This is a genomic window from Rhodococcus sp. 06-470-2 (assembly GCF_002258235.1).
Lineage (GTDB): Bacteria > Actinomycetota > Actinomycetes > Mycobacteriales > Mycobacteriaceae > Rhodococcoides.
This window is the reverse complement of sequence record NZ_NOYB01000002.1, coordinates 117680-138617: the sequence shown is the minus strand read 5'-3', so window position 1 is coordinate 138617 and position 20938 is coordinate 117680. Positions and strand designations below refer to the sequence as shown.

The 20938-nt window shown below is 60.2% G+C and carries 20 protein-coding genes; 19 read left to right on the top strand and 1 reads right to left on the bottom strand.

The window, feature by feature from the left end; translation table 11 throughout:
• Positions 1 to 14 precede the first annotated feature (14 nt).
• Positions 15 to 653: a TetR/AcrR family transcriptional regulator gene (locus CH276_RS00755; RefSeq protein ID WP_015586117.1), complete on the top strand. Its 639-nt coding sequence runs from the start codon at positions 15 to 17 to the stop codon at positions 651 to 653.
• Positions 654 to 975: 322 nt separating this feature from the next.
• Here CH276_RS00755 and CH276_RS00750 read toward each other — a convergent pair whose 3' ends face one another.
• Positions 976 to 1938 (bottom strand): LysR family transcriptional regulator ArgP, encoded by a 963-nt coding sequence (locus tag CH276_RS00750; RefSeq protein ID WP_015586118.1) that lies wholly within the window; start codon positions 1936 to 1938, stop codon positions 976 to 978.
• Between the two features lie 75 nt (positions 1939 to 2013).
• Here CH276_RS00750 and CH276_RS00745 point away from each other — a divergent pair, with 75 nt between their 5' ends.
• From CH276_RS00745 to CH276_RS00660, 18 genes are all read left to right on the top strand, one after another.
• Entirely contained in the window at positions 2014 to 2637 is a 624-nt protein-coding gene (locus CH276_RS00745) for a LysE family translocator (protein WP_032364998.1), read from the top strand.
• A 204-nt stretch (positions 2638 to 2841) separates the two neighbouring features.
• Positions 2842 to 4359 carry an argininosuccinate lyase gene (argH, locus tag CH276_RS00740; protein WP_052047792.1) on the top strand — a complete coding sequence of 506 codons (1518 nt, stop codon included), beginning with the start codon at positions 2842 to 2844 and terminating at the stop codon, positions 4357 to 4359.
• Complete coding sequence (locus CH276_RS00735; protein WP_015586121.1) at positions 4356 to 5543, top strand: argininosuccinate synthase; 1188 nt, start codon at positions 4356 to 4358, stop codon at positions 5541 to 5543. Before argH ends, CH276_RS00735 begins: the two co-directional genes overlap by 4 nt.
• Positions 5540 to 6118, top strand: a complete 579-nt coding sequence (locus CH276_RS00730; protein ID WP_032364999.1) for a formyltransferase family protein — start codon at positions 5540 to 5542, stop codon at positions 6116 to 6118. The genes CH276_RS00735 and CH276_RS00730 overlap by 4 nt, the downstream gene beginning before the upstream one ends.
• Positions 6115 to 6939, top strand: coding sequence for an enoyl-CoA hydratase/isomerase family protein (locus CH276_RS00725; protein WP_052047791.1), 825 nt, complete (start codon positions 6115 to 6117; stop codon positions 6937 to 6939). The genes CH276_RS00730 and CH276_RS00725 overlap by 4 nt, the downstream gene beginning before the upstream one ends.
• Positions 6936 to 8096: an asparagine synthase C-terminal domain-containing protein gene (locus CH276_RS00720; RefSeq protein ID WP_052053091.1), complete on the top strand. Its 1161-nt coding sequence runs from the start codon at positions 6936 to 6938 to the stop codon at positions 8094 to 8096. The genes CH276_RS00725 and CH276_RS00720 overlap by 4 nt, the downstream gene beginning before the upstream one ends.
• Positions 8093 to 8836: a TauD/TfdA family dioxygenase gene (locus tag CH276_RS00715; protein WP_015586125.1), complete on the top strand. Its 744-nt coding sequence runs from the start codon at positions 8093 to 8095 to the stop codon at positions 8834 to 8836. Before CH276_RS00720 ends, CH276_RS00715 begins: the two co-directional genes overlap by 4 nt.
• Positions 8829 to 10295 (top strand): class I adenylate-forming enzyme family protein, encoded by a 1467-nt coding sequence (locus CH276_RS00710; RefSeq protein WP_032365002.1) that lies wholly within the window; start codon positions 8829 to 8831, stop codon positions 10293 to 10295. Before CH276_RS00715 ends, CH276_RS00710 begins: the two co-directional genes overlap by 8 nt.
• Positions 10277 to 11488 (top strand): bifunctional glutamate N-acetyltransferase/amino-acid acetyltransferase ArgJ, encoded by a 1212-nt coding sequence (gene argJ, locus CH276_RS00705; RefSeq protein WP_306430905.1) that lies wholly within the window; start codon positions 10277 to 10279, stop codon positions 11486 to 11488. Before CH276_RS00710 ends, argJ begins: the two co-directional genes overlap by 19 nt.
• Before the next feature lie 136 nt (positions 11489 to 11624).
• A complete protein-coding gene (locus CH276_RS29220) occupies positions 11625 to 12671 on the top strand; it encodes a helix-turn-helix domain-containing protein (RefSeq protein WP_080730062.1) in 1047 nt (348 codons plus the stop codon).
• A gap of 610 nt (positions 12672 to 13281) precedes the next feature.
• On the top strand, positions 13282 to 14133 hold the full coding sequence (locus CH276_RS00695) for an SAM-dependent methyltransferase (protein WP_015586129.1): 852 nt from the start codon (positions 13282 to 13284) through the stop codon (positions 14131 to 14133).
• A 39-nt stretch (positions 14134 to 14172) separates the two neighbouring features.
• Positions 14173 to 15024 (top strand): SAM-dependent methyltransferase, encoded by an 852-nt coding sequence (locus CH276_RS00690; RefSeq protein WP_032365004.1) that lies wholly within the window; start codon positions 14173 to 14175, stop codon positions 15022 to 15024.
• A gap of 95 nt (positions 15025 to 15119) precedes the next feature.
• Complete coding sequence (locus CH276_RS00685) at positions 15120 to 16319, top strand: cytochrome P450 (RefSeq protein WP_015586131.1); 1200 nt, start codon at positions 15120 to 15122, stop codon at positions 16317 to 16319.
• Between the two features lie 13 nt (positions 16320 to 16332).
• Entirely contained in the window at positions 16333 to 17247 is a 915-nt protein-coding gene (locus CH276_RS00680) for a 4Fe-4S domain-containing protein (RefSeq protein ID WP_080730063.1), read from the top strand.
• Between the two features lie 6 nt (positions 17248 to 17253).
• Positions 17254 to 18192 (top strand): transketolase family protein, encoded by a 939-nt coding sequence (locus CH276_RS00675; protein WP_015586133.1) that lies wholly within the window; start codon positions 17254 to 17256, stop codon positions 18190 to 18192.
• Positions 18193 to 18220: 28 nt separating this feature from the next.
• A complete protein-coding gene (gene fas4 / locus CH276_RS00670; protein ID WP_015586134.1) occupies positions 18221 to 18988 on the top strand; it encodes an adenylate dimethylallyltransferase Fas4 in 768 nt (255 codons plus the stop codon).
• Positions 18985 to 20301, top strand: a complete 1317-nt coding sequence (locus CH276_RS00665) for an FAD-binding protein (RefSeq protein WP_032365005.1) — start codon at positions 18985 to 18987, stop codon at positions 20299 to 20301. Before fas4 ends, CH276_RS00665 begins: the two co-directional genes overlap by 4 nt.
• Complete coding sequence (locus tag CH276_RS00660; RefSeq protein ID WP_015586136.1) at positions 20301 to 20897, top strand: TIGR00730 family Rossman fold protein; 597 nt, start codon at positions 20301 to 20303, stop codon at positions 20895 to 20897. Before CH276_RS00665 ends, CH276_RS00660 begins: the two co-directional genes overlap by 1 nt.
• Positions 20898 to 20938: the final 41 nt, after the last annotated feature.

Below are 20938 nucleotides of genomic sequence, written 5' to 3'. Positions count from 1 at the left end.
AGCCTGGAGTTCACATGCCGAATACCTCGACGCCAACTACCTCTCCTGCACCCAAGCGTCAGGATCGCGGACTCAAGCGCATCGCTGCGATCCTCGACGGTGCGGAGGAGTTGTTCGGAGAAGTCGGGTTCGACGCAGCGACCACGAACGCTATCGCCAGCAAATCGGGCATGTCACCGGGTTCGCTGTACCAGTTCTTCAGAAACAAGGAAGACATCGCCGCAGCATTGGCGGAACGCTACGTCGTGGAGTTGACCGACGCCCAATCGGCCGCGGTCGATCCGCGACCGGACGGCTTCGTGGAATCTCTACCGCAGTTCATCGACCGGGCCGTCGACAATATGGTCGCCTTCAATGCGGCCAATCCGGCTTTCCTGCAACTGTTCTCGCGAGCAGATACCCAGCCTGCCCTGTATACCGCAGTCGTACCATTGCAGAGCGAACTCTCCCAGAGGGTCGCCCAGACCTTGGCCGCACTCGCACCGACCCTGTCCAGCGAACGCATCGACCTCCACGCGCTGGTGGCCTTGCAGATCACCCGCGGAATGATGCCCGTCATCGCCGCAGAAAAAACTAACAAGAAGGACCAGCTCGTGACCGAGCTCAAGGCGGCACTGATTCGTTACCTGTCCGAGGCACTCGCCTCACCCTGACGGAACAGAGACCCGCGCCGCCGCAGGCCGTGCGTACTCCCAGTCTGAAAAAAGCTGCAGCAGTAGCTGTTTTGACGTTTTTCAGTTGTGCTGCCAGCAATCACTGCTTTTCGTACACTATGGGATCCGCGCCGATCGATACTTCGATGCGTGGTGGAGCATTCGGTCGAGGCTCAACGCCCCGCGTCGTATGCTCGGTCAGCGATCGGCGACCTTAGGCGCGCACCCGGCGGCGGACCATGCGACCGGCGTGCATCGCCGCAACTTTGGTCCAATCAGGGTGTGCAATTAGCCGTCACAGCTGGACCGATGACCGCCGGACTCACGCAGGTTCCGGTGTTGCCGCGCCGGTCACCGCATGACCTGGGGGACGGTTCGCTGTTTTTCGTTCTTTGGGTGTGTCGATCAATGCGTTATGTGCAGCATCGCGTACCCAGCCTGTGATTCTGTCGAGGGTTTCGGATGGCAGGTGCCATCGTTGCCAATACAGGGGAATGGTGACGTTGTGGTCGGGGTCGAGGTGAACGAGTGTCCCGTCGGCGAGGTCGCGTGCGATTTGTCCTTCCGGTAGCACGCCCCACCCGAGTCCGAGTCGAGCTGCAGTCAGGAATTCGCGGTTCGATGGGAGGTAGTGGATCGGGGGCTCACGGTGCGCCTTGATCTTGCGTAGATAGGCGTGTTGCAGGTCGTCCTTTTTGTCGAATCGCAGCATCGGGAGGCGGCTGGGATCGCAACCGTCGGAGTCGGCGTCGCGAATGAGTGAGGGTGCGCACGCGGGCCAATAGACCATGGCTCCGAGCGGTTCGACCGTACAGCCAGGTGCTGCGGTGCGTGAGGTCGTCACGGCGGCCATGACCGCGCCTTGACGCAGTAGAGCGTCTGTATGGTCCTGATCTTCGATGTGGAGGTCCAGCAGTATCCGTCGGTCGACGGCTATCGCTTTCATCACCGGTTGGAACCACGTCGAGACCGAATCGGCATTGATAGCAAGTGAAAAGCGCAGCGGTGCAGCAGTATTCGTTGTCGTTGAGCCGCCGCGTAGCTCAGCGTCGGCGTCGACGGTGAGGACTTCGATCTGCCGCGCGAGTCGGAGCAGGGCTTGCCCGTTTCTGGTGGGTAGTACCGGCCTGGTTCGCTGTAGCAGCGCGGCCCCCGACGCTCGTTCGAGCGCGGTAATGCGTTGGCTGACTGCAGAAGACGAGATGTGCAACGCCGTTGCAGCTCCCTCGAACGACCCTGAATCGCAGATCGCGGCAAGTGTGGCGAGCTGATCGTGGTTGTACATCCACAAATACTAAACCTAGATCAGCGATACTTAGGAAACGTGCATCGATGCTGGAGCGGTCGTACCGTTCTTGCCGTGAACAACCCCGTTCTGGCCTATCTCCCCGTCGCTATCGTCTTCGGAATAATCCCAGGTCCTGACGTCATGTTGGCGGTCAAGCACTCGCTTACCGGCGGTGTGCGTCACGGCATCGCCGTAGCTTTGGGTGCGGCGACGGGGTCGATGGCCTGGGGCATCGCTGCGGCCGTGGGGTTGGCGTCCTTGCTCACCAGCGTCCCCGGGGCATTCGACGCGGTACGTATCGCAGGTGCCGCCTACCTGGTGTTTCTAGGAATTCAGAGTATCTGGCAGCGCAAGGGCAGCTTCACCGACGTCGATGCCGCGACTTACAACGCGCACCAGCCGAAGTGGTCGCGAGCGTTCATGACCGGTTTCGTCGCGGACCTGTTGAATCCGAAAATGGGTGCGTTCTACCTGGCGGTGCTGCCGCAGTTCATTCCGCGCGACGGGAACGTTTTCGTTTGGTCCATGCTGCTCATGTCGATCGAGTTCGTGGTGGCGCTGATATGTCTGTCCTCGTACGCACTTCTTGCCTCGTCCGCTCGCCGGTTCTTGGAGAAGGGCCGCTTGGGGGCGTGGCTCGAGCGTGGACTGGGTGTTGTTCTGGTGGGATTCGGCGTCCGGCTGGCCTTCGAGTAAACACCCCCGCCGTCCGAGCCCTTCTCCCTTCGCTCTTTCAACTACTCGACCCGAGCCCGACCTGACTTGATTGTGTAACGACGCCTTGGCCCGGGTCCGCGCCCCGGGCCGTCCAATCCCGCCAGGTCTTGGCTTTGCCGTGCCCTAACCCGAACTTTCCTGTACCGAAACCGAACCATCACGCACACAGAGGGGTACCGATCAATGAGCGAAAAGCTCTGGGGTGGAAGATTCTCCACCGATATCACCGACGATGTACTTCGCTACACAGAGACAGCATCGGTAGACAGCAGAATGCTCGAACACGACCTGTGGCAGAACATCGCTCATGTTCTGATGCTCGGTCGCGCGGGAATCAACACCGAACCCGACACCAAAGCGCTTCTCGCTGGGCTGCTCGACATGGAGAGCAGCCGAGCCGACGGTGGATTGCAGCTCGACGTCCGACAAGAAGATGTGCACCTCAACACCGAATTCATGCTCATCGAACGGATCGGACCCGTCGGCGGCCGCATGCACACCGCACGGTCCCGAAACGATCAGGTGCAGACCGACGCACGCATGGTCACCCGCGAGTGGCTGCTCGATGCCAGCGAAGAACTGCTCATGTTCGTGCAGGATCTGCTCGGGTGCCCCGAGTCGGAACGAGAAGCAGTTCTACCCGGCTACACGCATTCGCAGGCAGCGCAACCGATTTCGGTAGCATTTTGGAAGGCTGCGCACGCACAGGCCTTGCTGCGTGATGCCTCCCGACTGATGGATGCCTGGAAGCGCATCAACATCAATCCGCTCGGCGCGTGTGCGCTCGCCGGAACTACATTCGCCCTGGACCGCGATTACACCTCCCGGCTTCTCGGGTTCGATGCACCGATGGTCAATGCGCTCGATGCGACGTCGACGAGGGACTGGACAGTCGAAGTAGCGGGCGCAGCTGCCAGCGGTGCTGTGAATCTATCTCGCATGCAGGAAGAGATCGTCACCTGGAGCTCGAACGAATACGCTCTCGCCGAAGTGCACGATTCGTTCGCGACCGGTAGCTCGATCATGCCGCAGAAGAAGAATCCGGTGGTTGCAGAACTGGCGCGAGGGAAGTCCGGTCGCGCGGTGGGTGCGCTGGTGCAACTGCTGGTGATGGAGAAGTCGGTCGGTCTCGGGTACAGCTGCGACCTGCAGGAGGACAAACCGGTTTACTGGGGCGCCCTCGATACGTACCTCGACACCATTCGCCTGTGCCGACGCCAGAACCTGCACACCGCGTTCGACGGTGCTCGCGGCAGAGCCCTGTGCTGGGACAACTTCTCGACCGCGACAGAGATCGCCAACATCTTGGTCTCTCGGTTCGACGTTCCTTTCCGCACAGCCCACCGCATCACCGGTGACCTCGTCAACGCCGCCCTCGCAGCCGGTCACACCCTGCGCAACGTCGCGTTCACCACCACTTTCCTCCGCGAGGAACACGACATCGACATCAGTGAGGTCGACATGAAGCAGATATGCGATCCGCTCCACACACTGCGCAGCTACATCTCTGCCGGATCCACCGGACCGACGCGGGTCTCCGAACAGCAGGAGCAAGGCCTGGCCGACGTGACCGACAGACTCGCCGAAATCCGGCAAGCCAGAACCCGCCTCTGGGAGGCGAAGGCGGAATGCCTACGAGCAGCGCGATCCGTCGTCGGCGGCGTGAGCGTGCCCGAACTCGCGATGGAGGTCGGGGTATGAGCATCGTCCTGGCATATTCCGGCGGATTGGACACATCCGTTGCCGTGCACTGGCTCAAAGAGCGCTATCAGACCGAGGTCATCGCGTACTGCGCGAACCTCGGCCAAATCGAGGACCTCGAGGCCGTCTCGAAGCGCGCAACCGCGGCCGGCGCGTCGGAAGTTATCGTCGAAGACGTCCGAGACCTGTTCCTCCACGACTATGCAATCCCGGCTCTCGCCGCCGGCGCTGCATACGAGGGAAAATATCTTCTGGCTGCACCGTTGTCTCGACCGTTGATCGCCGAGCGGCTGGTCAGCATCGCTCGCGAACGCGGTGCATCCGCAGTCGCTCACGGTGCCACGGGCAAGGGAAACGATCAGGTCCGGTTCTACACCTCCGTGCGGGCGTTGGCTCCCGAGCTCGACATCCTCGCACCTGTCATCGATTGGGAAATGACCTCCCGCGGTAGCGAAATTGCCTACGCCGATCGTCACGGTATCGATGTGGGTGTCAGCAAGACGACGCCGTACAGCATCGACACCAATATCTGGGGCACCAGCATCGAGTGCGGGGATCTCGACCTCATCGACCACGCTCCACCGCCCGATGCATGGCAGATCACGACCGCGCCGGTGCAGGCACCGGATCGTCCAACAACGATCACGATCGAGTTCGAAGCAGGCATCCCCGTCGCTCTCGACGGCCGCAAGCTCGACCTGATCGACCTGGTCAGCGAACTCGGGGACACAGCGGCCGCGAACGGTATCGGGCGTACCGAAATTCTCGAGAGCCGCATCGTCGGATTCAAGAGCCGCGGAATCTACGAAGCACCCGCTGCAACAGTTCTTCTCGCTGCACGAACCGATCTCGAAGCACTCGTACTGGACCGAGAGACGCTCCACCACAAGCGGTCCATCGCCGACCAGTACGCAGAGTTGGTCTACTACGGCTACTGGTTCACCGATCTGCGTGCAGCACTCGATGCTTACTGCGCCCGTCTGGCTCACCGCGTGACGGGCACAGTGACCGTCGAGCTGTACAAGGGCTCCGCTCGATGCATCGGCCGGACGTCCCCGAAATACGGCCGATACAGCTCGGCTCTGGCCGATTACGAAGAGGCAGACACCTTTCTACACGAAGCAGGTGCCGGATTCGCGTACTGCTGGGCTCTCCCACTCACCGAAGGAGTTGTCACTCGATGAAAGACACCCGCTCTGTTCTGCTCATCTCCGACGGATCACGGTGGGGCGAACTCGCCCACGACTTTCTCCGCCGCAGATTCGCCGACGTCGACTGGTTTGCCTGGGACTACGGCGATCCAGTAACTCGATCGTTCGATCAGTGGCACGGGTGCGACCTGCTTCTGTCCTTCAAATCGGACTTCATCCTGTCCGAGGCCACACTCGATCGAGTGCGGGAACTGGCCGTGAACTTCCACCCGGCGACCCCGAACTACCGAGGGATCGGCGGATATCGCTACGCGATCGACGACAACCAGACGCAATTCGGGGCCACCTGCCACATCATCACCCCGAAGGTAGATGGCGGTCCGATCATCGCAGTCGACCGATTCGACATCGTCCCAGGCGAATCCGAGACGAGCTTGAGCGAACGCACCGCCGCCGCCGCACTGGCTCAATTCCATCGAATCGTCACCACAATATGCAACGGCACCGCTATCAGCGCCGATCACAGCGAACAATGGGGACAACGTCTCTACACACGCCGCGCCCTCGACGCAGACCGCCGAAAGCGTGGGGAGCTGGTCGAAGCGTGAGAACACTGCACTCACCCTCCGCCACCCACGAGCCCCACGATCGGCCCAGGTCGCCCGAAGCCCATGGCGGTACTGCAGTTCGCAACGGCCCCTTGGCGATCATCGAATTCGACGGTGAAGGACACAACACGTTCTCCACAGACAAGATGCGCGGCATCACCGAGTTGGTCTGGCAGCTAGGGGACACCCCGGATGTCGAGGGGCTGGTTCTGTACGGGGGAGACGGTCGATCCTTCGGTGTCGGCGGTGACTTCAACGAAGTCAAGGACTTCACGGGAGGCTCCGAGGTCAACCGATGGATCGACGCCTGCGTGGACATGTATCGAGCAGTTCTGTCGATCTCGAAACCGACCGTGGCAGTCATCGACAAATACTGCATCGGCATCGGTCTTCAGTTGGCACTGTGCGCCGACTGGCGCATCGGAACGTCGACGTCGGACCTCCGTATGCCCGAGCTCAAGTTGGGTATCTCCTGCATACTCGGAGCTCCGCTCCTGCAACGCCGAGTAGGGCCTGCCGTGGCGAATCGAATGATCATCGGGTGCGATCGATGGCTCGGTACCACCGCACTCTCCGACGGCCTCCTCGATGAACTCGTTGCAGCCCATAGTGACCCGCTCGCTGCAGGATGCACCCGAGCACAGGCACTGGCCGAGTACCAATCGGTGCCGTTTGCCCGCACCAAGGCGTTCGTCAACCACGATCTGCTGCTCGACATGGAACGAGCCCGTATTGCAGCAATAGCCGGCCACCGAGCGGGGTTCGCTGCAGGCGATGCGGCCCAACAGAAGATGCGCACAATTGTCGGAGACAACCCATGACCCCAACCGATCATGGGTGGGTCGTCTTTTCGCACAGCGGCCGCATCCGCCGTGTTGGCGGACATACCGGCCCCGTTCTGAACCGCAACGACGGAACAGTCATGATCACGACGCCGCTGCACGGCGAATGCCGAGTCTTTCTCTCCCGCACCGATGATGCACGGACATGGGCGGTGGGAGCGCAATTCGCGGCGACCGCCGCGAGTGTCGGTCACCGCGCAGGAACCACCACGGCACTTCGCCCCGGGACGACTCTGGTCTGCTCCGCCGACGGAGAGTTGTCGGTGCACCGCGCTGTCCCCCGATCGTCGCCGTCGGGCGGTGTCCCAGGGTGTTCGCTCGAACAGGCCATGGGGTGGCTCGACCATGGATTACGCACTGCAGCAACGGAAATCGCATCGTCGGGTCGTCCCATTCGCTTACTGCTCTCCGGTGGTGTCGACTCCGGACTCCTCGCCTCCTACTTGTGGAGGGCCGGTGCCGACGTCCGTGCACTGACCCTCCGCACACCCTGGGGTGACGAAATCGACGGTGCCTCTCGAACAGCGCGCCACGTCGGTCTGCCGCTCGACGTCATCGACGTCACCGCACAGGAATCGACAGCGGCGATCTACCCGTGCATGCAGCACACTCAATCCGATGATGCAGAAGTCATCACCGTGCATCTGCTGGTGACAGTGGCCTTCGAGTTGGCGCGAGCATGTGGTGCCGACCTCGTGACCGGACTCGGCAGCGATCTGCTCAACGCCGGAAGCGATTTCGGTATGGGCGCAGTCGCCGGCGATCTGAACGAACGTATCGACGACGCCAGCGCATCAGGAATGATGGTGACCGGCCAATTCACCCCAGGGCCGCGCATGTACCACCCGTACTGGAGTCCTGCTCTACTGCACCTTCAACAGAGTGTCCCCGCTCAGCTGAAGACCGTCGACGGCATCGAAAAGTACTACCTCCGCGAGCTCGCGGCCTACCAACTGCCCCGTGAGACTGCGTTCGGGAGAAAAGTCGCAATCCACCAAGGGGCGGGTTTGTCAGCAGGGTTGGACGGCGCGCTCGGAGAACAACTGGCTGCCGTCTGTGCCCAAATCCGGGCACAGACCCTCGATGAGGTCCCTCTGGGAAACCACGATGTTGCGGTCGGCGGTGAGCAGCGGTGACGGCCACCGATCCCGGAGATCTCGCGGCAGTGGCCACCCGGGATGGATTCGCTCTGGTCGGCGACGTCGACTTCGGCAGAAGCGACTTCGAGGTCTTCGTGCAGGGGCTCGGGACTCTCGCCACACATCGGTTCGGCACCGGAAGCGCAGGTCTGCTCGATCTCGACGCAAGCCCGCTACCGGACCGCGTCGTCACCGGGCGCAGTGCCCTGCCTCTGCACACCGACGGCACACTTGTCGGGACCTGTCCCAAATACATTGCGCTGTATTGCAATGCAGTCGATCAGCCCACAGGATCCGGACGCACAGAACTCTGTCTGCAATCGGATCTACTCGATGCAACACTCCCACCGGACCTGAGCACGGTGACCGACGTGGATTGGGAGTACTACGTCACCGACCAATCCCACTTTCCCGACGTCGCGCACCGCTGGCTGTCGATTCCACCTGCAGTGCGATCAGCAACGGGGACAACGCGGTTGAACGTGGCACTCCCGTTCACCGAGGAACGGACCACCCCCGCAGGATGGTCGGTCCGTCTGGCGGGCTCGACCGAAGAAGACAGCCGGGCCGTCTTCGCACGGCTCGACTCCTACCTGCGGGGCAGTACCAGCTTCTACTCGCACGACTGGGCCCCGGGTGATCTTCTCGTCCTCGACAACGAACAGGTTCTGCACGGGCGGACAACGATCGAACCGGGCAGCGTCAGACACTTGTTCCGAGGACAGATCAATGTCTGACGCGCGAGGGTTCCTCGCCGCACTGAACAGCATGCCCCAACAGGATCAGGACGCACTTCACCAGGGACGACGCCATACGACGTTCGGGGAGCTGTCGGCCGCGGCGATGGCATGGCGTGATGCACTGGCACCGGTGATCGACGAAGGCGACGTGGTCGTCGTCGATCATCACCCCGGGGCCGCAGACTTCGTTGCAGCACTACTGGGAACGATGGCCGCCGGCGGCGTGCACCTGGCGAGCCGGACGCGGCATCCAGCATGGGACCGACTGAGCGCACTGGGCCGCCGCTGGCACGCCATTACCGACCACGACATCGACCCCGACCTGCCCGAACTGGCCTCCGTGTTCGATGCAGCAACCCGAAAGCTCCGATACTGCAACCCAACGCGTCAATGCGACGTGACCGAGCACGACACCGTGCGAGGAAGAATCCTCGAAACATCCGGATCGAGTGGTGAGCCGAAATGGGTGTACTGGACCGAGGAATCGCTGTTCGCCGACCGCACCGACTGGTGCCAGCAGCTCGGTCTGACAGCCGACGATGTGATCATCAACATCCACCCCCTCGATTTCGCGCACGGGATGGACGTTCACGTTCTCGCGGGCTTGCTCTCGGGAGCACCCACGGTGCACCTCGACGCCGGTCTCCCGGCCTCTGCCCACGCGAGAGCGATTTGCGACTGGAACGGTACCTATATGAGCGCCCTTCCCTCGCACTACGACGCGATCGCAGCGTCACCGGCGGCATCGGAGCGAATGGGTGAACACCTGACCACCGCACTGACGGGCGGGGCTCTCCTGACGCCGACCACTGCGCGACTGATCCACCAGCGGTGCGGGGTCCACCTACGCAGGCTCTACGGGGCCACCGAGTGCGGCATCATGTGCGCAGATCTGCGGCCACAGTTGCAGAGCGCGGCCGAACTGCGGCCCCTACCCGGGGTGGAGATGCGAGTGCGCCCCATCCACGGAATCGACGCAGATACCTATCGAGTGGGCGAGCCCGAATTCCGCCGAGCGCACCGAGCCGAAGGCTACTGGGGACACCCGGACCGTACACAGAGCGCATTCACGGACGGCTGGTATCGAAGCGGGGACGCGGTGATGGTCCACGACAACGGTGCCATCAACGTCCTGGGCCGCATCGATGACGTATGGACAAACAACCACGGTCAACTCTGTTCGGCAGGCGTCCTGGTCGACGAGATCACCGCACTCGACGAGGTCGACGAGGTCGTCGTCTTCGCCCCAACGGCCACAGGAGCAGACACACCGACGACAGTACTGTGCCGCCTGGCACCCACCGGGGCAGACCTCGGACGAATCCACCTTCGCGTCACCGAAGTGATGAACAGCTGCGGTCTCATCGGAAAGATCACTCTGATGTCCGACTGGCCGAAAACGTCTGTCGGCAAGCCCGACCGGCGCGCATTGCTGGCATGGTGCAGAGCGTCCTGAGTTCGACATCACACGGATCAGAAAGGGCAGACATGAGCGCCGCGTCCCCACAAGGGTTTCACTGCTGGACAACCCATTTAGGACTGGCAGACGAAGGTAAAGACGACTTCTCCATGGTCATCTCCGACAGGCCGTGCACCTCGTCGGTCGTTTTCACGAAGTCACTGTTCGCGGGCCCCTGCGTCACCTTGAGCAAGACCTCGATCGAGCAGACCAGTCCGCGCGGGGTCCTCGTGTTGGCGAAGAACGCCAACGTCGCGACCGGCGCGGAAGGGCTCCGCAACGCCAGCGAGATACGCGCATCCGTCGCACGAACCGTAGGAATCGAACCCGATGCCCTGATAATGGCCTCCACCGGAGTCATCGGAGTGCAATATCCGATGGACACCATCCGCGCCGGACTCGACGGGCTCGGCCAGGGAACACCACTCGACGCGCACGCGGTGGCCCGAGCGATCATGACCACCGACACCCGCGCCAAGGTCTCCGAACGAGCCGTCGGCACCAGCACCATCGTTGGAATCGCGAAGGGCGTCGGGATGATAGAACCGGACATGGCGACCATGCTGTCGTTTGTCTTCACCGACGCCGACGTCCCCCAGGACACGCTCAACCGAATCTTTCGTGACGTTGTCGACCGCACCTACAACTCGGTCTCGATCGACACCGACACCTCCACCAGCGACACAGCGGCGGTCTTCGCCAATGGTGCCGCCGGCCCGGTACCCGATACCGAGTTCGAGCAGGCTCTCGAGGAAGTGTGCACGGATCTGGTGAAAATGATTGCCAGCGACGGCGAAGGTGCGACCAAGCTGATCGTCACTACGGTCTCGGGTGCATCGAGCGAGCGCCAAGCGCGCGTGGTCGGGAAGTCGATCATCAACTCTCCCTTGGTCAAGACGATGATCCACGGTGAAGACCCCAACTGGGGTCGAGTTCTCATGGCTATCGGAAAATGTAGCAACGAGGTGGACATAGAACCCGACAGAATCCGAGTCGCATTCGCGGACATCGATGTGTATCCGAGCTCGTCACTCGACCAGCACGACACCGTCGAGGTGGTTCGTGAACACCTTGCAACTGCCACCGTCGAGATCAACGTAGACCTCGGAATCGGCACCGACACCTGGAGAGTGTTCGGTTGCGACCTCACCGATGAATACATTCGAATAAACGCGGACTACACCACATAGAGATCACTCCAATCACTTCACCAACAGGCCGCAGTAACGTGGAGTGGGCATCCGGCCTCGACGCCTCGACCTGTCGAAGCCGTTACAGCACGTCGCCTGTGGCCGTTGATGTTGCCGGTTCTGCCGGACTCTGGACATGAGCAAATTAAAGACCGAACACGATTCGCGCCGGGGGGCGAAAATGGCTGCAACCGATAGAGAACCTTCAAAAAGGTTCCGAGACAATGCCCATAACGACCGCAATGCCACAACTCTGATCAAAACTTCCGACCACGCATCTAGCGAAGAGCGTAGTCACGAGCTGTACACCGTGTACGGAACCGCGTGTCACGCGCCTGAACGACAGTGTATGACACGACTCACTGCGCGAATAGTCGATGGGGACAGCTTAGCGTCGATTCGGTGCGGACCAGGAGAAATTACTCGTCGACAGGTTGATCTCGAAGCCGATCCACGATTCTCCGTGAGGATTCAATACGTCTTATCGGGCGAAGTAATTCTGTCGCAGAACGGCGTCCAAATATCGCTGAAGAGTGGAGGCATTGGCCTATACTATAGCGATTACAGTTATACAATGACTGTAACCCGTGCCAGCTGTTTAGCGGTAGTCACGTTACGGCAGAGGGTGGGCTCAAGAGAAGACTTCGACGCCGCCTCGGGTCGAGGTCTTCGCGTTGTGCCAAACGCTGAAGGTACGGGGAAAATACTCTCAGATACTTTACATTCTACTTCGAGAGAAATTGGAATGCTGAACACGTTCACGGCTCATAATGTCATCTCAGCCGTTCGATTACTGGCGTGGGAAGGAATGCACCCGCCCCATGGCCACGCACCGCCTGACCAGCAATCCGGCCTCGTAGCGACGGCGCGCTTGATGATCGAGAAGAATCTTTCTGATCCCACGCTCAATCCCGACCTACTCGCGCGCAAACTACATGTATCGGTTCGTCAGCTGCATCGCGCTTTCGAGCGAGAGGAGCGAACTCTGTCCGCTTATATAGCATATGAGCGCATTGAAAGGTGCGCTGCCGATTTGATCGACCCAAGCTTACAACAGATACCGATAGGCGACATCAGTGCGCGGTGGGGGCTTAGTGACCAGTCGAGACTTTCTCGGCTATTTCGCGAGTTGAAGGGTTGCTCGCCTTCGGAATTCAGAAGGTTTTACGCGGAACCCAGCTAATTCGAGAACACATCCACCGATCAATTCCGAGTGGTCAAGACCGGAACGAAGGTTCTCGTACCGGCGCGCCGCGTCGACGTGATCGAACTCGCTGGGCAACAAGTACACGACCGGGTGACGGATTCATCAAGACAAAATTCTTGACCTTGCTCGAGGTAGTGACGGTCCGGCTATCCGTCCACGGTAGCTACCACGCAACTCCGTCACGTCCGCGCGCACTCGCGCCGATCGGGGCATCGCCTTCACGGCATAAGACGATTGATCTGCGGGTTCTCGCGGTAGACGTGGCTGTAGTCGTTGTCGACTTTGGAGGGCCCGACTCCGAGGACTTGATCGTTGGCCGGTTGCGGCTTCCATGGTCTCCTCACGGCCGGCGCAGATGGGTGCCTACCTGCACTGGACCCCGTAGGGGACTTCGACCCCACTTGTCGCACGGTGCCAAAGTTTTGTCGCTTCGCGACGAAGAGCTGTGGAGGTATTTCCGCAATTAATTTCGATAAGTAGCGTCGAAGACATCATCAAGTCGCCGACCTTGCAGGTCGCAATGGTTCATTCGACATGTCGACTTGAGATACAGAAATGATGGGGAGAACCGAAGAAGGAGACTGTGATGATCTCGGCAGATCAATATGCGCGCGATAGCTATGAACGTGAGTTGAAAGCTCACTGGGACGCTAAAACAACCGATGACATCAATCTCCTACTGGGCGCTGATGATGATCTTTACCACCATCACTACGCGATTGGCGATTTCGACCGCTCTATTCTGGATTCCGTAGGTGAGGAGCGAGAGAACGCGATTTTGCGAGAGTTGCATCGAATGGAGAATGATCAAGTCGGACTGATCCTCGACGCCCTCGGTCCTTTGCCGCCCAACTCTCGCGGCATGGATGCCGGGTCAGGTCGCGGGGGAACATCTTTTCGTCTCGCTGGAGCGACGGAGAGCCGAATCGACGGCGTCAATTTTTGCGAACATCACGTCGCGTTCGCCGAGCAGATCGCACGCAAACGCGGTTGGGATAGCCGCGTTCAATTCCACCTCGGGAACATGCTGCAGGCACCATTTCCTGATCACACTTTCGATTTCGTGGTCTCAAACGAGACGACGATGTACGCCGACGCGTACGAAGCAATGGCCGAGTTCTCCCGCCTACTGCGACGGGGCGGTCGCTACGTAATGACCACCTGGTGCCGCAACGACGCAGTCGACCCACGCTCGGACGCGACAAGGCAGATCGATGAACATTACGTATGCCGAATGCACCGCCGAAGCACTTACTTCAAGGCCTTCGCGGCAAACGGCCTGATTCCGTACCGCGTGGCTCAGTACACACACGAAGCTATGCCGTACTGGGAGCTACGCAACAACAGCAAACTCCGCACCGGCGTTGAGGATGCGTTCCTCAGCGGCTACAGCGACGGTTCACTGAACTACCTAGTGATTGCGGCCGAACGCATCTGAGACATCCACCCGGAAACCACAAACTTGAAGGAGCCTGAAATGCCGAACCTCGACGTGGCAGTCCTCGGCCAGCATGACGTACAGCAGCGCCGCTACTGGGATGCCAAAAAATCCGACGATATCAACCTGCTGCTGGGCACTGAAGACGGCTTGTACCACCACCACTACGGAATCGGTGACTACGATCACTCTGTACTCGCTGCACCTGCGGAGCTGCGGGAGTCACTGATCCTGCGCGAACTTCACCGGATGGAGTCGCTGGAAATCAACCTTATCGTCGATGCATTAGGGGAGGTCTCACCGAGCTCTCGTGTCATGGACGCGGGATCGGGGCGAGGCGGAACGACCTTCACAATCGCTGATCGATTCGGCTGCCGGGTAGACGGGGTGAACTACTGCGCTCACCATGTCGAGTTCGCAGAGAAGTTGGCCCGTGAACGCGGGAGCTCGGACCGTGTGCAATTCCACTTCGCAAACATGGTTCAGGCCCCCTTCGAGGACAACACCTTCGATTACATCGTCTCCAACGAAACCACGATGTGTGTCGACCTAGGGGAGGCGTTCACCGAGTTCGCCCGGTTGCTGCGCCCCGGCGGCCGCTATGTCGCAGTCACCTGGTGCCGCAACGACGTAGTTGCTGAGCGTTCCGAGGCATCACGGTTGATCGACGAAGAATATCAGTGCGCTATGCACACCCGCAGTACTTATTTCCAAACTCTGGCAGCAAATGGTCTGGTGCCGTATCACGTTCAGCGATACACCGACGAAGCCATCCCGTACTGGGACCTGCGCAACCAGGCAGCGTTGCGCACAGGTGTCGAGGAACCATTCCTCCAGGGCTTCCGCGAACGCAGCATCGACTACTTGGTTATCGCGTGCGAGCGTCTGTAGCGGTGGCCTGAGATATCCGAGTTATCCACGCGCCAGCGATCCTCGGCATCGGCGCGCCACTTCGTCCTTCTACAAACAATCGAAGGGATTCCGGTATGGCCGGAACGGCTGATTTACCTTTAGAAATGCGACGCAACGGCCTGAACCCGACCGAAGAGCTCGCCCAGGTCCGTGACCGCGACGGTGTTATCCCAGTAGGAGAACTCTACGGGGCCCCGGCTTTTCTCGTCTGCCGTTACGAAGACGTCCGGCGAATCTTCGCAGACTCAAACCGGTTCAGCAACGCCCACACGCCAATGTTCGCAATACCCAGCGGCGGCGATGTGATTGAAGATGAACTAGCCGCCATGCGCGCCGGTAACCTCATCGGACTCGATCCCCCCGACCACACCCGCTTGCGTCATATCCTTGCTGCGGAGTTCTCAGTGCACCGGCTCAGTCGCCTGCAGCCGCGCATCGCAGAGATAGTGGACAGTGCATTGGATGGTCTCGAGCAAGCCGGGCAACCCGCCGACCTTATGGACCGTTACGCGCTACCAGTCTCTTTGCTCGTACTGTGTGAGCTGTTGGGAGTGCCCTATGCCGATCGCGACGAATTGCGAGATCGAACAGCACGCCTCCTGGATCTGTCGGCATCTGCAGAACAACGAGCGGTTGCCCAGCGAGAAGACCGTCGATACATGGCCACCCTGGTTACCCGTGCGCAGGAACAACCCGGTGACGACTTGTTGGGAATTCTGGCGCGCAAGATTGGCGACAACCTCAGCACCGACGAACTTATCAGCATCATCAGTCTGATCATGCTCGGTGGACACGAGACCACAGCAAGCATGATCGGCCTCAGTGTACTGGCCCTTTTGCATCACCCGGAACAAGCCGCCATGATGATCGAGGACCCGAACTGCGTCAATTCCGGAATTGAGGAATTATTGCGGTGGTTGTCGGTCGCCCATTCGCAGCCACCGCGCATGGCAGTAACCGAGGTGCAAATCGCCGGGGTGACCATTCCGGCAGGATCTTTCGTCATCCCGTCCCTATTGGCCGCTAATCGCGACAGCAATCTGACGGACAGACCCGACGACCTCGATATCACCAGGGGAGTAGCCGGTCACCTCGCCTTCGGGCATGGCGTCCATTTCTGTCTTGGGCATTCACTCGCTCGGATGACCCTGCGCACGGCCGTGCCGGCGGTACTGAGGCGCTTTCCCGACCTAGCCCTCTCACCCTCGCACGACGTTCGGCTCCGCTCCGCCAGCATTGTTCTCGGCCTCGAAGAACTACAGCTGACGTGGTGAGAAGCGAGCGGTCATGAAAGTCGTCGTGAACGAGCGGAGGTGTTTCGGCTCCGGTCAGTGCGTGCTCGTCGCGCCCGAGGTCTTCGAGCAGAGTAACGACGGCACAGTCACATTGCTCGTGGACAAACCTTCCCCAGACAACCATTCGCTGGTACGCGCGGCTGCACGTTCCTGCCCAGCTACTGCTATCCGCTTCGAAGAGAATGCGATGCGACAAGAGCCAACCGAATTCAGCTATGACGATCTGCCTGCTCTGATCTCCCGTATGCGGGGAGACGAAAGGCACTCGTTCTCATCCTCATCGACGATGGACGTGCTGTGGGTACTCTACGACGAAATCCTCAACGTATCCCCCGAGAGCCCCGACGACGACGACAGGGACCGCTTCTTGCTGTCCAAAGGTCACGGCCCGATGGCCTACTACGCGGTACTTGCGGCCAAAGGGTTCCTCCGACCAGAGCTCCTCGATACCTGGGCGACAAAGAACTCACCACTCGGCTTCGCGCCGGATCGAACCAAAATCTCGGGTGTAGAAATGTCGGGTGGCTCGCTCGGCCATGGCTTGCCGCTCGCAGTGGGCGTCGCGATGGGACTCCGTATACAAAATCGTCACGCACCGAGAGTCTTCGTGCTCATCGGCGATGGAGAGTTCGATGAGGGCAGCAACCACGAGGCGATGGCTTTTGCAGGACGCGCGCGCTTGAACCAACTGACGGTCATCGTCCTGGACAACGGCACGGCAAGTATGGGTTGGCCGCATGGAATCGATAAACGGTTCGACGGTGAGGGTTGGGACACAATCAACATCAACGGTGCTGACCATGAGGAGATCGCTGCGGCACTGAATCGAGATCACAACGACAGACCGCTCGCGGTGGTCGCCACCGTGACTCGGCAATCGGCCCGTTCGTCCATTCAGCAGAGATGAATCGCCATGAATTCCGCAGACACGCAAGAACCAAAGTCCTTCAACCACACTGACATGTGGACCGCATTCGGAACGACCATGTCTGGTGCATTGGAAACAGACCCCCGCGCCGTAGTTGTGCTGGCCGACATCGGAGCCCACCTCTTCAAAGCGGCCGCGATCGCAGATCCCAACCGCGTGATCAACGTAGGGATCAGGGAACAGCTGATGATGGGGGTAGCCGGCGGGCTCGCCATGTGTGGCATGCGACCCGTGGTACACACAGTCGCCGCCTTTCTCGTCGAGCGGCCTCTTGAACAAATAAAGCTGAACTTCGCCCAGCAAGATGTCGGCGCAGTCCTGGTCAGTTGGGGAGCCTCCTACGACTTGTCGGAGTTCGCCTTCTCCCATTTCACCCCGGGCGATATCACCGTCATCGATTCGATGCCCAACTGGACAGTTCACGTGCCAGGCCATCCACAGGAGGCCGCCGATCTTCTCCTCGAATCGCTACCAGGCGATGGACGGGTCTACCTACGGCTGTCGAGTCAGGTCAACCGTTACCCCCATGCGGTCCGAGGGACATCGTTCACACCTATCAAGTACGGCACCCGCGGAGTCGTCCTCGCAGTCGGGCCCTGTTTAGATGCGGTGCTGTCGGCAACCTCCATGCTCGACGTAACCATCCTCTACGCGGCGACGATTCGCCCCTTCGACGCCACGGGCCTGTGTGCCGCGGTGCAAGCCGTGAACCGTCCGAACGTCGTGTTGGTCGAGCCCTATCTGGCAGGCACCTCGGCGCACCAAGTCTCGTCCAGTCTCGTCAGCCATCCCCATCGGCTGCTCTCCCTGGGCGTTCGACGTGAGATGGAAGATCGCCACTACGGAACCCCCGACGACCACGACCACATTCACGGACTTGACGCCCGTTCCCTGAGTAATTCGATCAATTCCTTCCTCGGCTGAGCACGACCCGCGAGAGAAAGGAATCGGGATGAAGGAATCAACCATGGCACAGACGCAAGCAAGGTTTGATCGGGTGCGATGGGAACCCGGCGTATACGCAATCGTCGGTGCCACCGGAATTGGAAAGAGCGCCGAAGCGAGCAAGTTGGCATTGAGTCACTCGGCTCCGATTGTTGTTGCCGACCGTATCCAGTGTTACTCCGATCTCCTGGTCACCAGTGGTCGAGCGTTCGACGCGAAAGTGGAAGGGCTCAACCGCGTTTGGCTCGACAACCGGACCATACATCAGGGCAACTTCGATCCGGACGAGGCCTTTGACCGGCTGATAAAAGTACTGACCTCGTACGTTGATCGCGGCGAAGCGGTGGTAATGGAGGGCGGTTCGATATCGCTCATTCTTCGATTCGCGCAAACGATATCCAACCTACCGTTCCCAGCTGTCGTGAATGTTATGCCTATTCCTGATAGGCAACACTACTTTGCCCAGCAGTGCGCAAGGGCACGACAAATGTTACGGGGAGATTCAACGGGCAGGAATTTACTCACCGAACTGGCGGAAGCGTGGGTTCTAGGCGATCAGCACAACTTCATAGCCTCGGTTGCGGGTCTGGACTGTGTACTCGACTGGTGCGCCACGCATTCCGTAACACCAGAGGAGTTGGCCAACCGAGACCTCACCACGGAGGTGCTCGACGAACTGGCGGCATCAATGGGTGGCCGGTATGTCGAGCACGGCGTCCTTCAGCAGGAAATATTTTTAAGAACCTTCGGTGCCCCAGGTGTGACCGCCAGATGAGCGGGATCTGGCACACCGACGACGTGCACCTGACATCCGCCGGGGCTGATTTCGGAAACTGCATCCATGCGAAACCGTCCGTCGTTGTCGTGCCACGGACCGTGGCCGACGTGCAGGAAGCCCTGCGCTACACCGCGGCGCGGAACCTATCGCTCGCGGTGCGCGGATCCGGACACTCGACTTACGGGCAATGCCAGGCAGATGGCGGAGTCGTGCTGGACATGAAAAGGTTCAACACCGTCCACGACGTTCGATCGGGGCAGGCCACGATCGATGCGGGTGTGCGATGGAGCGACGTGGTCGCTGCCACGCTCAGCCGCCAGCAAACCCCTCCGGTACTCACCGACTATCTCGGGACCACCGTCGGCGGAACGCTTTCGGTCGGCGGCTTCGGGGGATCGAGTCACGGCTTTGGCTTGCAAACCGACAACGTGGACTCTCTTGCTGTAGTTACCGGATCGGGAGATTTTCGGGAATGCTCCGCCGTATCGAACAGTGAACTTTTCGACGCCGTGCGCGGCGGCCTCGGTCAATTCGGCGTAATCGTCAACGCGACAATCCGTCTGACCGCTGCTCACGAGTCGGTTCGACAGTACAAATTGCAGTATTCCAACCTCGGCGTATTCCTTGGCGACCAACTCCGCGCCATGTCCAACAGACTATTCGACCATGTACAAGGACGAATTCGTGTCGATGCCGACGGCCACTTACGTTATCGACTGGACCTAGCCAAGTACTTCACCCCACCACGAAGGCCAGACGACGATGCGCTGTTGTCATCGCTCCAATACGATTCGTGCGCCGAATACAACTCGGACGTAGATTATGGTGACTTTATCAACCGTATGGCGGATCAGGAGCTTGATCTTCGGCACACAGGTGAGTGGTTCTATCCACATCCATGGGCCAGCCTGCTGATCCCGGCAGACAAGATCGAGCAGTTCATCGAAACTACCAGCTCCTCATTGACGGATGACCTAGGAAACTCCGGGCTGATCATGGTTTACCCGATTCCAACAACACCGATCACCGCACCGTTCATTCCGATTCCTCACTGCGACACATTCTTCATGTTGGCCGTACTTCGAACAGCATCCCCAGGGGCCGAAGCCCGAATGATTGCCAGCAACCGCCTGCTCTATGAACAGGCTCGGGATGTAGGCGGGGTGGCCTACGCAGTCAATGCTGTCCCCATGTCACCGGGAGATTGGTGTACGCACTTCGGTTCGCGATGGCAGGCCATCGCACGGGCTAAGCGTCGCTTCGACCCATACAGGATCCTCGCCCCTGGATACAGAATGTCATTCGACTGATGAACCTTCGACCAATGCCCGCGACTACGGTCTCGGCACAGGCCCGCCCGACCCCCAAGAGCGTCACGGTCTTCTGCGGAGCTATGCCAGGGCGCGGGACCAAATATGGACAGCTCGCAGAGGGGATGGGGCGTGCGATTGCTAGATCGAAGCTGCGCCTCGTTTATGGTGGCGCCCGAGTCGGCCTCATGGGCACCCTCGCGAACGCGGCCTTGGACTCCGGCGGAACCGTCGTTGGCGTGATCCCTGAGAGCTTCACTGCGATACCCGAGGCTGCGCATCATGGACTGACAGAACTACACGTCGTCCATGACATGCACCAACGCAAAGCTCTCATGGCCGAACTCGGTGACGCATTCATTGCCCTCCCCGGCGGTGTCGGAACCGCAGAAGAGTTCTTCGAGGTCCTTACGTGGTCACACCTGGGGCTTCACAATAAACCCTGTGTACTGCTGAACGACAACGAGTATTACCGCCCCTTGCTCTCCTACATCGAGCACGCTGCCGTCGAAGGATTTATCACCCCCGCAACCCGGTCTCGCGTAATCGTCTGCAAAGACATCGAGGGGGCTATCGCGGCCATTCGCTCACCCTAATTAGTGGGACTTCTGCCTGGCCGGTAGATCTGCTCCGTCCT

Excerpts from the sequence above, each read along its gene's own strand:
- CH276_RS00755 (WP_015586117.1), top strand. The coding sequence starts at position 15 with ATGCCGAATACCTCGACGCCAACTACCTCTCCTGCACCCAAGCGTCAG.
- CH276_RS00750 (WP_015586118.1), bottom strand. The coding sequence starts at position 1,938 with ATGTACAACCACGATCAGCTCGCCACACTTGCCGCGATCTGCGATTCA.
- argH (WP_052047792.1), top strand. The coding sequence starts at position 2,842 with ATGAGCGAAAAGCTCTGGGGTGGAAGATTCTCCACCGATATCACCGAC.
- CH276_RS00735 (WP_015586121.1), top strand. The coding sequence starts at position 4,356 with ATGAGCATCGTCCTGGCATATTCCGGCGGATTGGACACATCCGTTGCC.
- CH276_RS00730 (WP_032364999.1), top strand. The coding sequence starts at position 5,540 with ATGAAAGACACCCGCTCTGTTCTGCTCATCTCCGACGGATCACGGTGG.
- CH276_RS00720 (WP_052053091.1), top strand. The coding sequence starts at position 6,936 with ATGACCCCAACCGATCATGGGTGGGTCGTCTTTTCGCACAGCGGCCGC.
- CH276_RS00710 (WP_032365002.1), top strand. The coding sequence starts at position 8,829 with ATGTCTGACGCGCGAGGGTTCCTCGCCGCACTGAACAGCATGCCCCAA.
- argJ (WP_306430905.1), top strand. The coding sequence starts at position 10,277 with ATGGTGCAGAGCGTCCTGAGTTCGACATCACACGGATCAGAAAGGGCA.
- CH276_RS29220 (WP_080730062.1), top strand. The coding sequence starts at position 11,625 with ATGAGCAAATTAAAGACCGAACACGATTCGCGCCGGGGGGCGAAAATG.
- CH276_RS00695 (WP_015586129.1), top strand. The coding sequence starts at position 13,282 with ATGATCTCGGCAGATCAATATGCGCGCGATAGCTATGAACGTGAGTTG.
- CH276_RS00690 (WP_032365004.1), top strand. The coding sequence starts at position 14,173 with ATGCCGAACCTCGACGTGGCAGTCCTCGGCCAGCATGACGTACAGCAG.
- CH276_RS00685 (WP_015586131.1), top strand. The coding sequence starts at position 15,120 with ATGGCCGGAACGGCTGATTTACCTTTAGAAATGCGACGCAACGGCCTG.
- CH276_RS00680 (WP_080730063.1), top strand. The coding sequence starts at position 16,333 with ATGAAAGTCGTCGTGAACGAGCGGAGGTGTTTCGGCTCCGGTCAGTGC.
- CH276_RS00675 (WP_015586133.1), top strand. The coding sequence starts at position 17,254 with ATGAATTCCGCAGACACGCAAGAACCAAAGTCCTTCAACCACACTGAC.
- fas4 (WP_015586134.1), top strand. The coding sequence starts at position 18,221 with ATGAAGGAATCAACCATGGCACAGACGCAAGCAAGGTTTGATCGGGTG.
- CH276_RS00665 (WP_032365005.1), top strand. The coding sequence starts at position 18,985 with ATGAGCGGGATCTGGCACACCGACGACGTGCACCTGACATCCGCCGGG.
- CH276_RS00660 (WP_015586136.1), top strand. The coding sequence starts at position 20,301 with ATGAACCTTCGACCAATGCCCGCGACTACGGTCTCGGCACAGGCCCGC.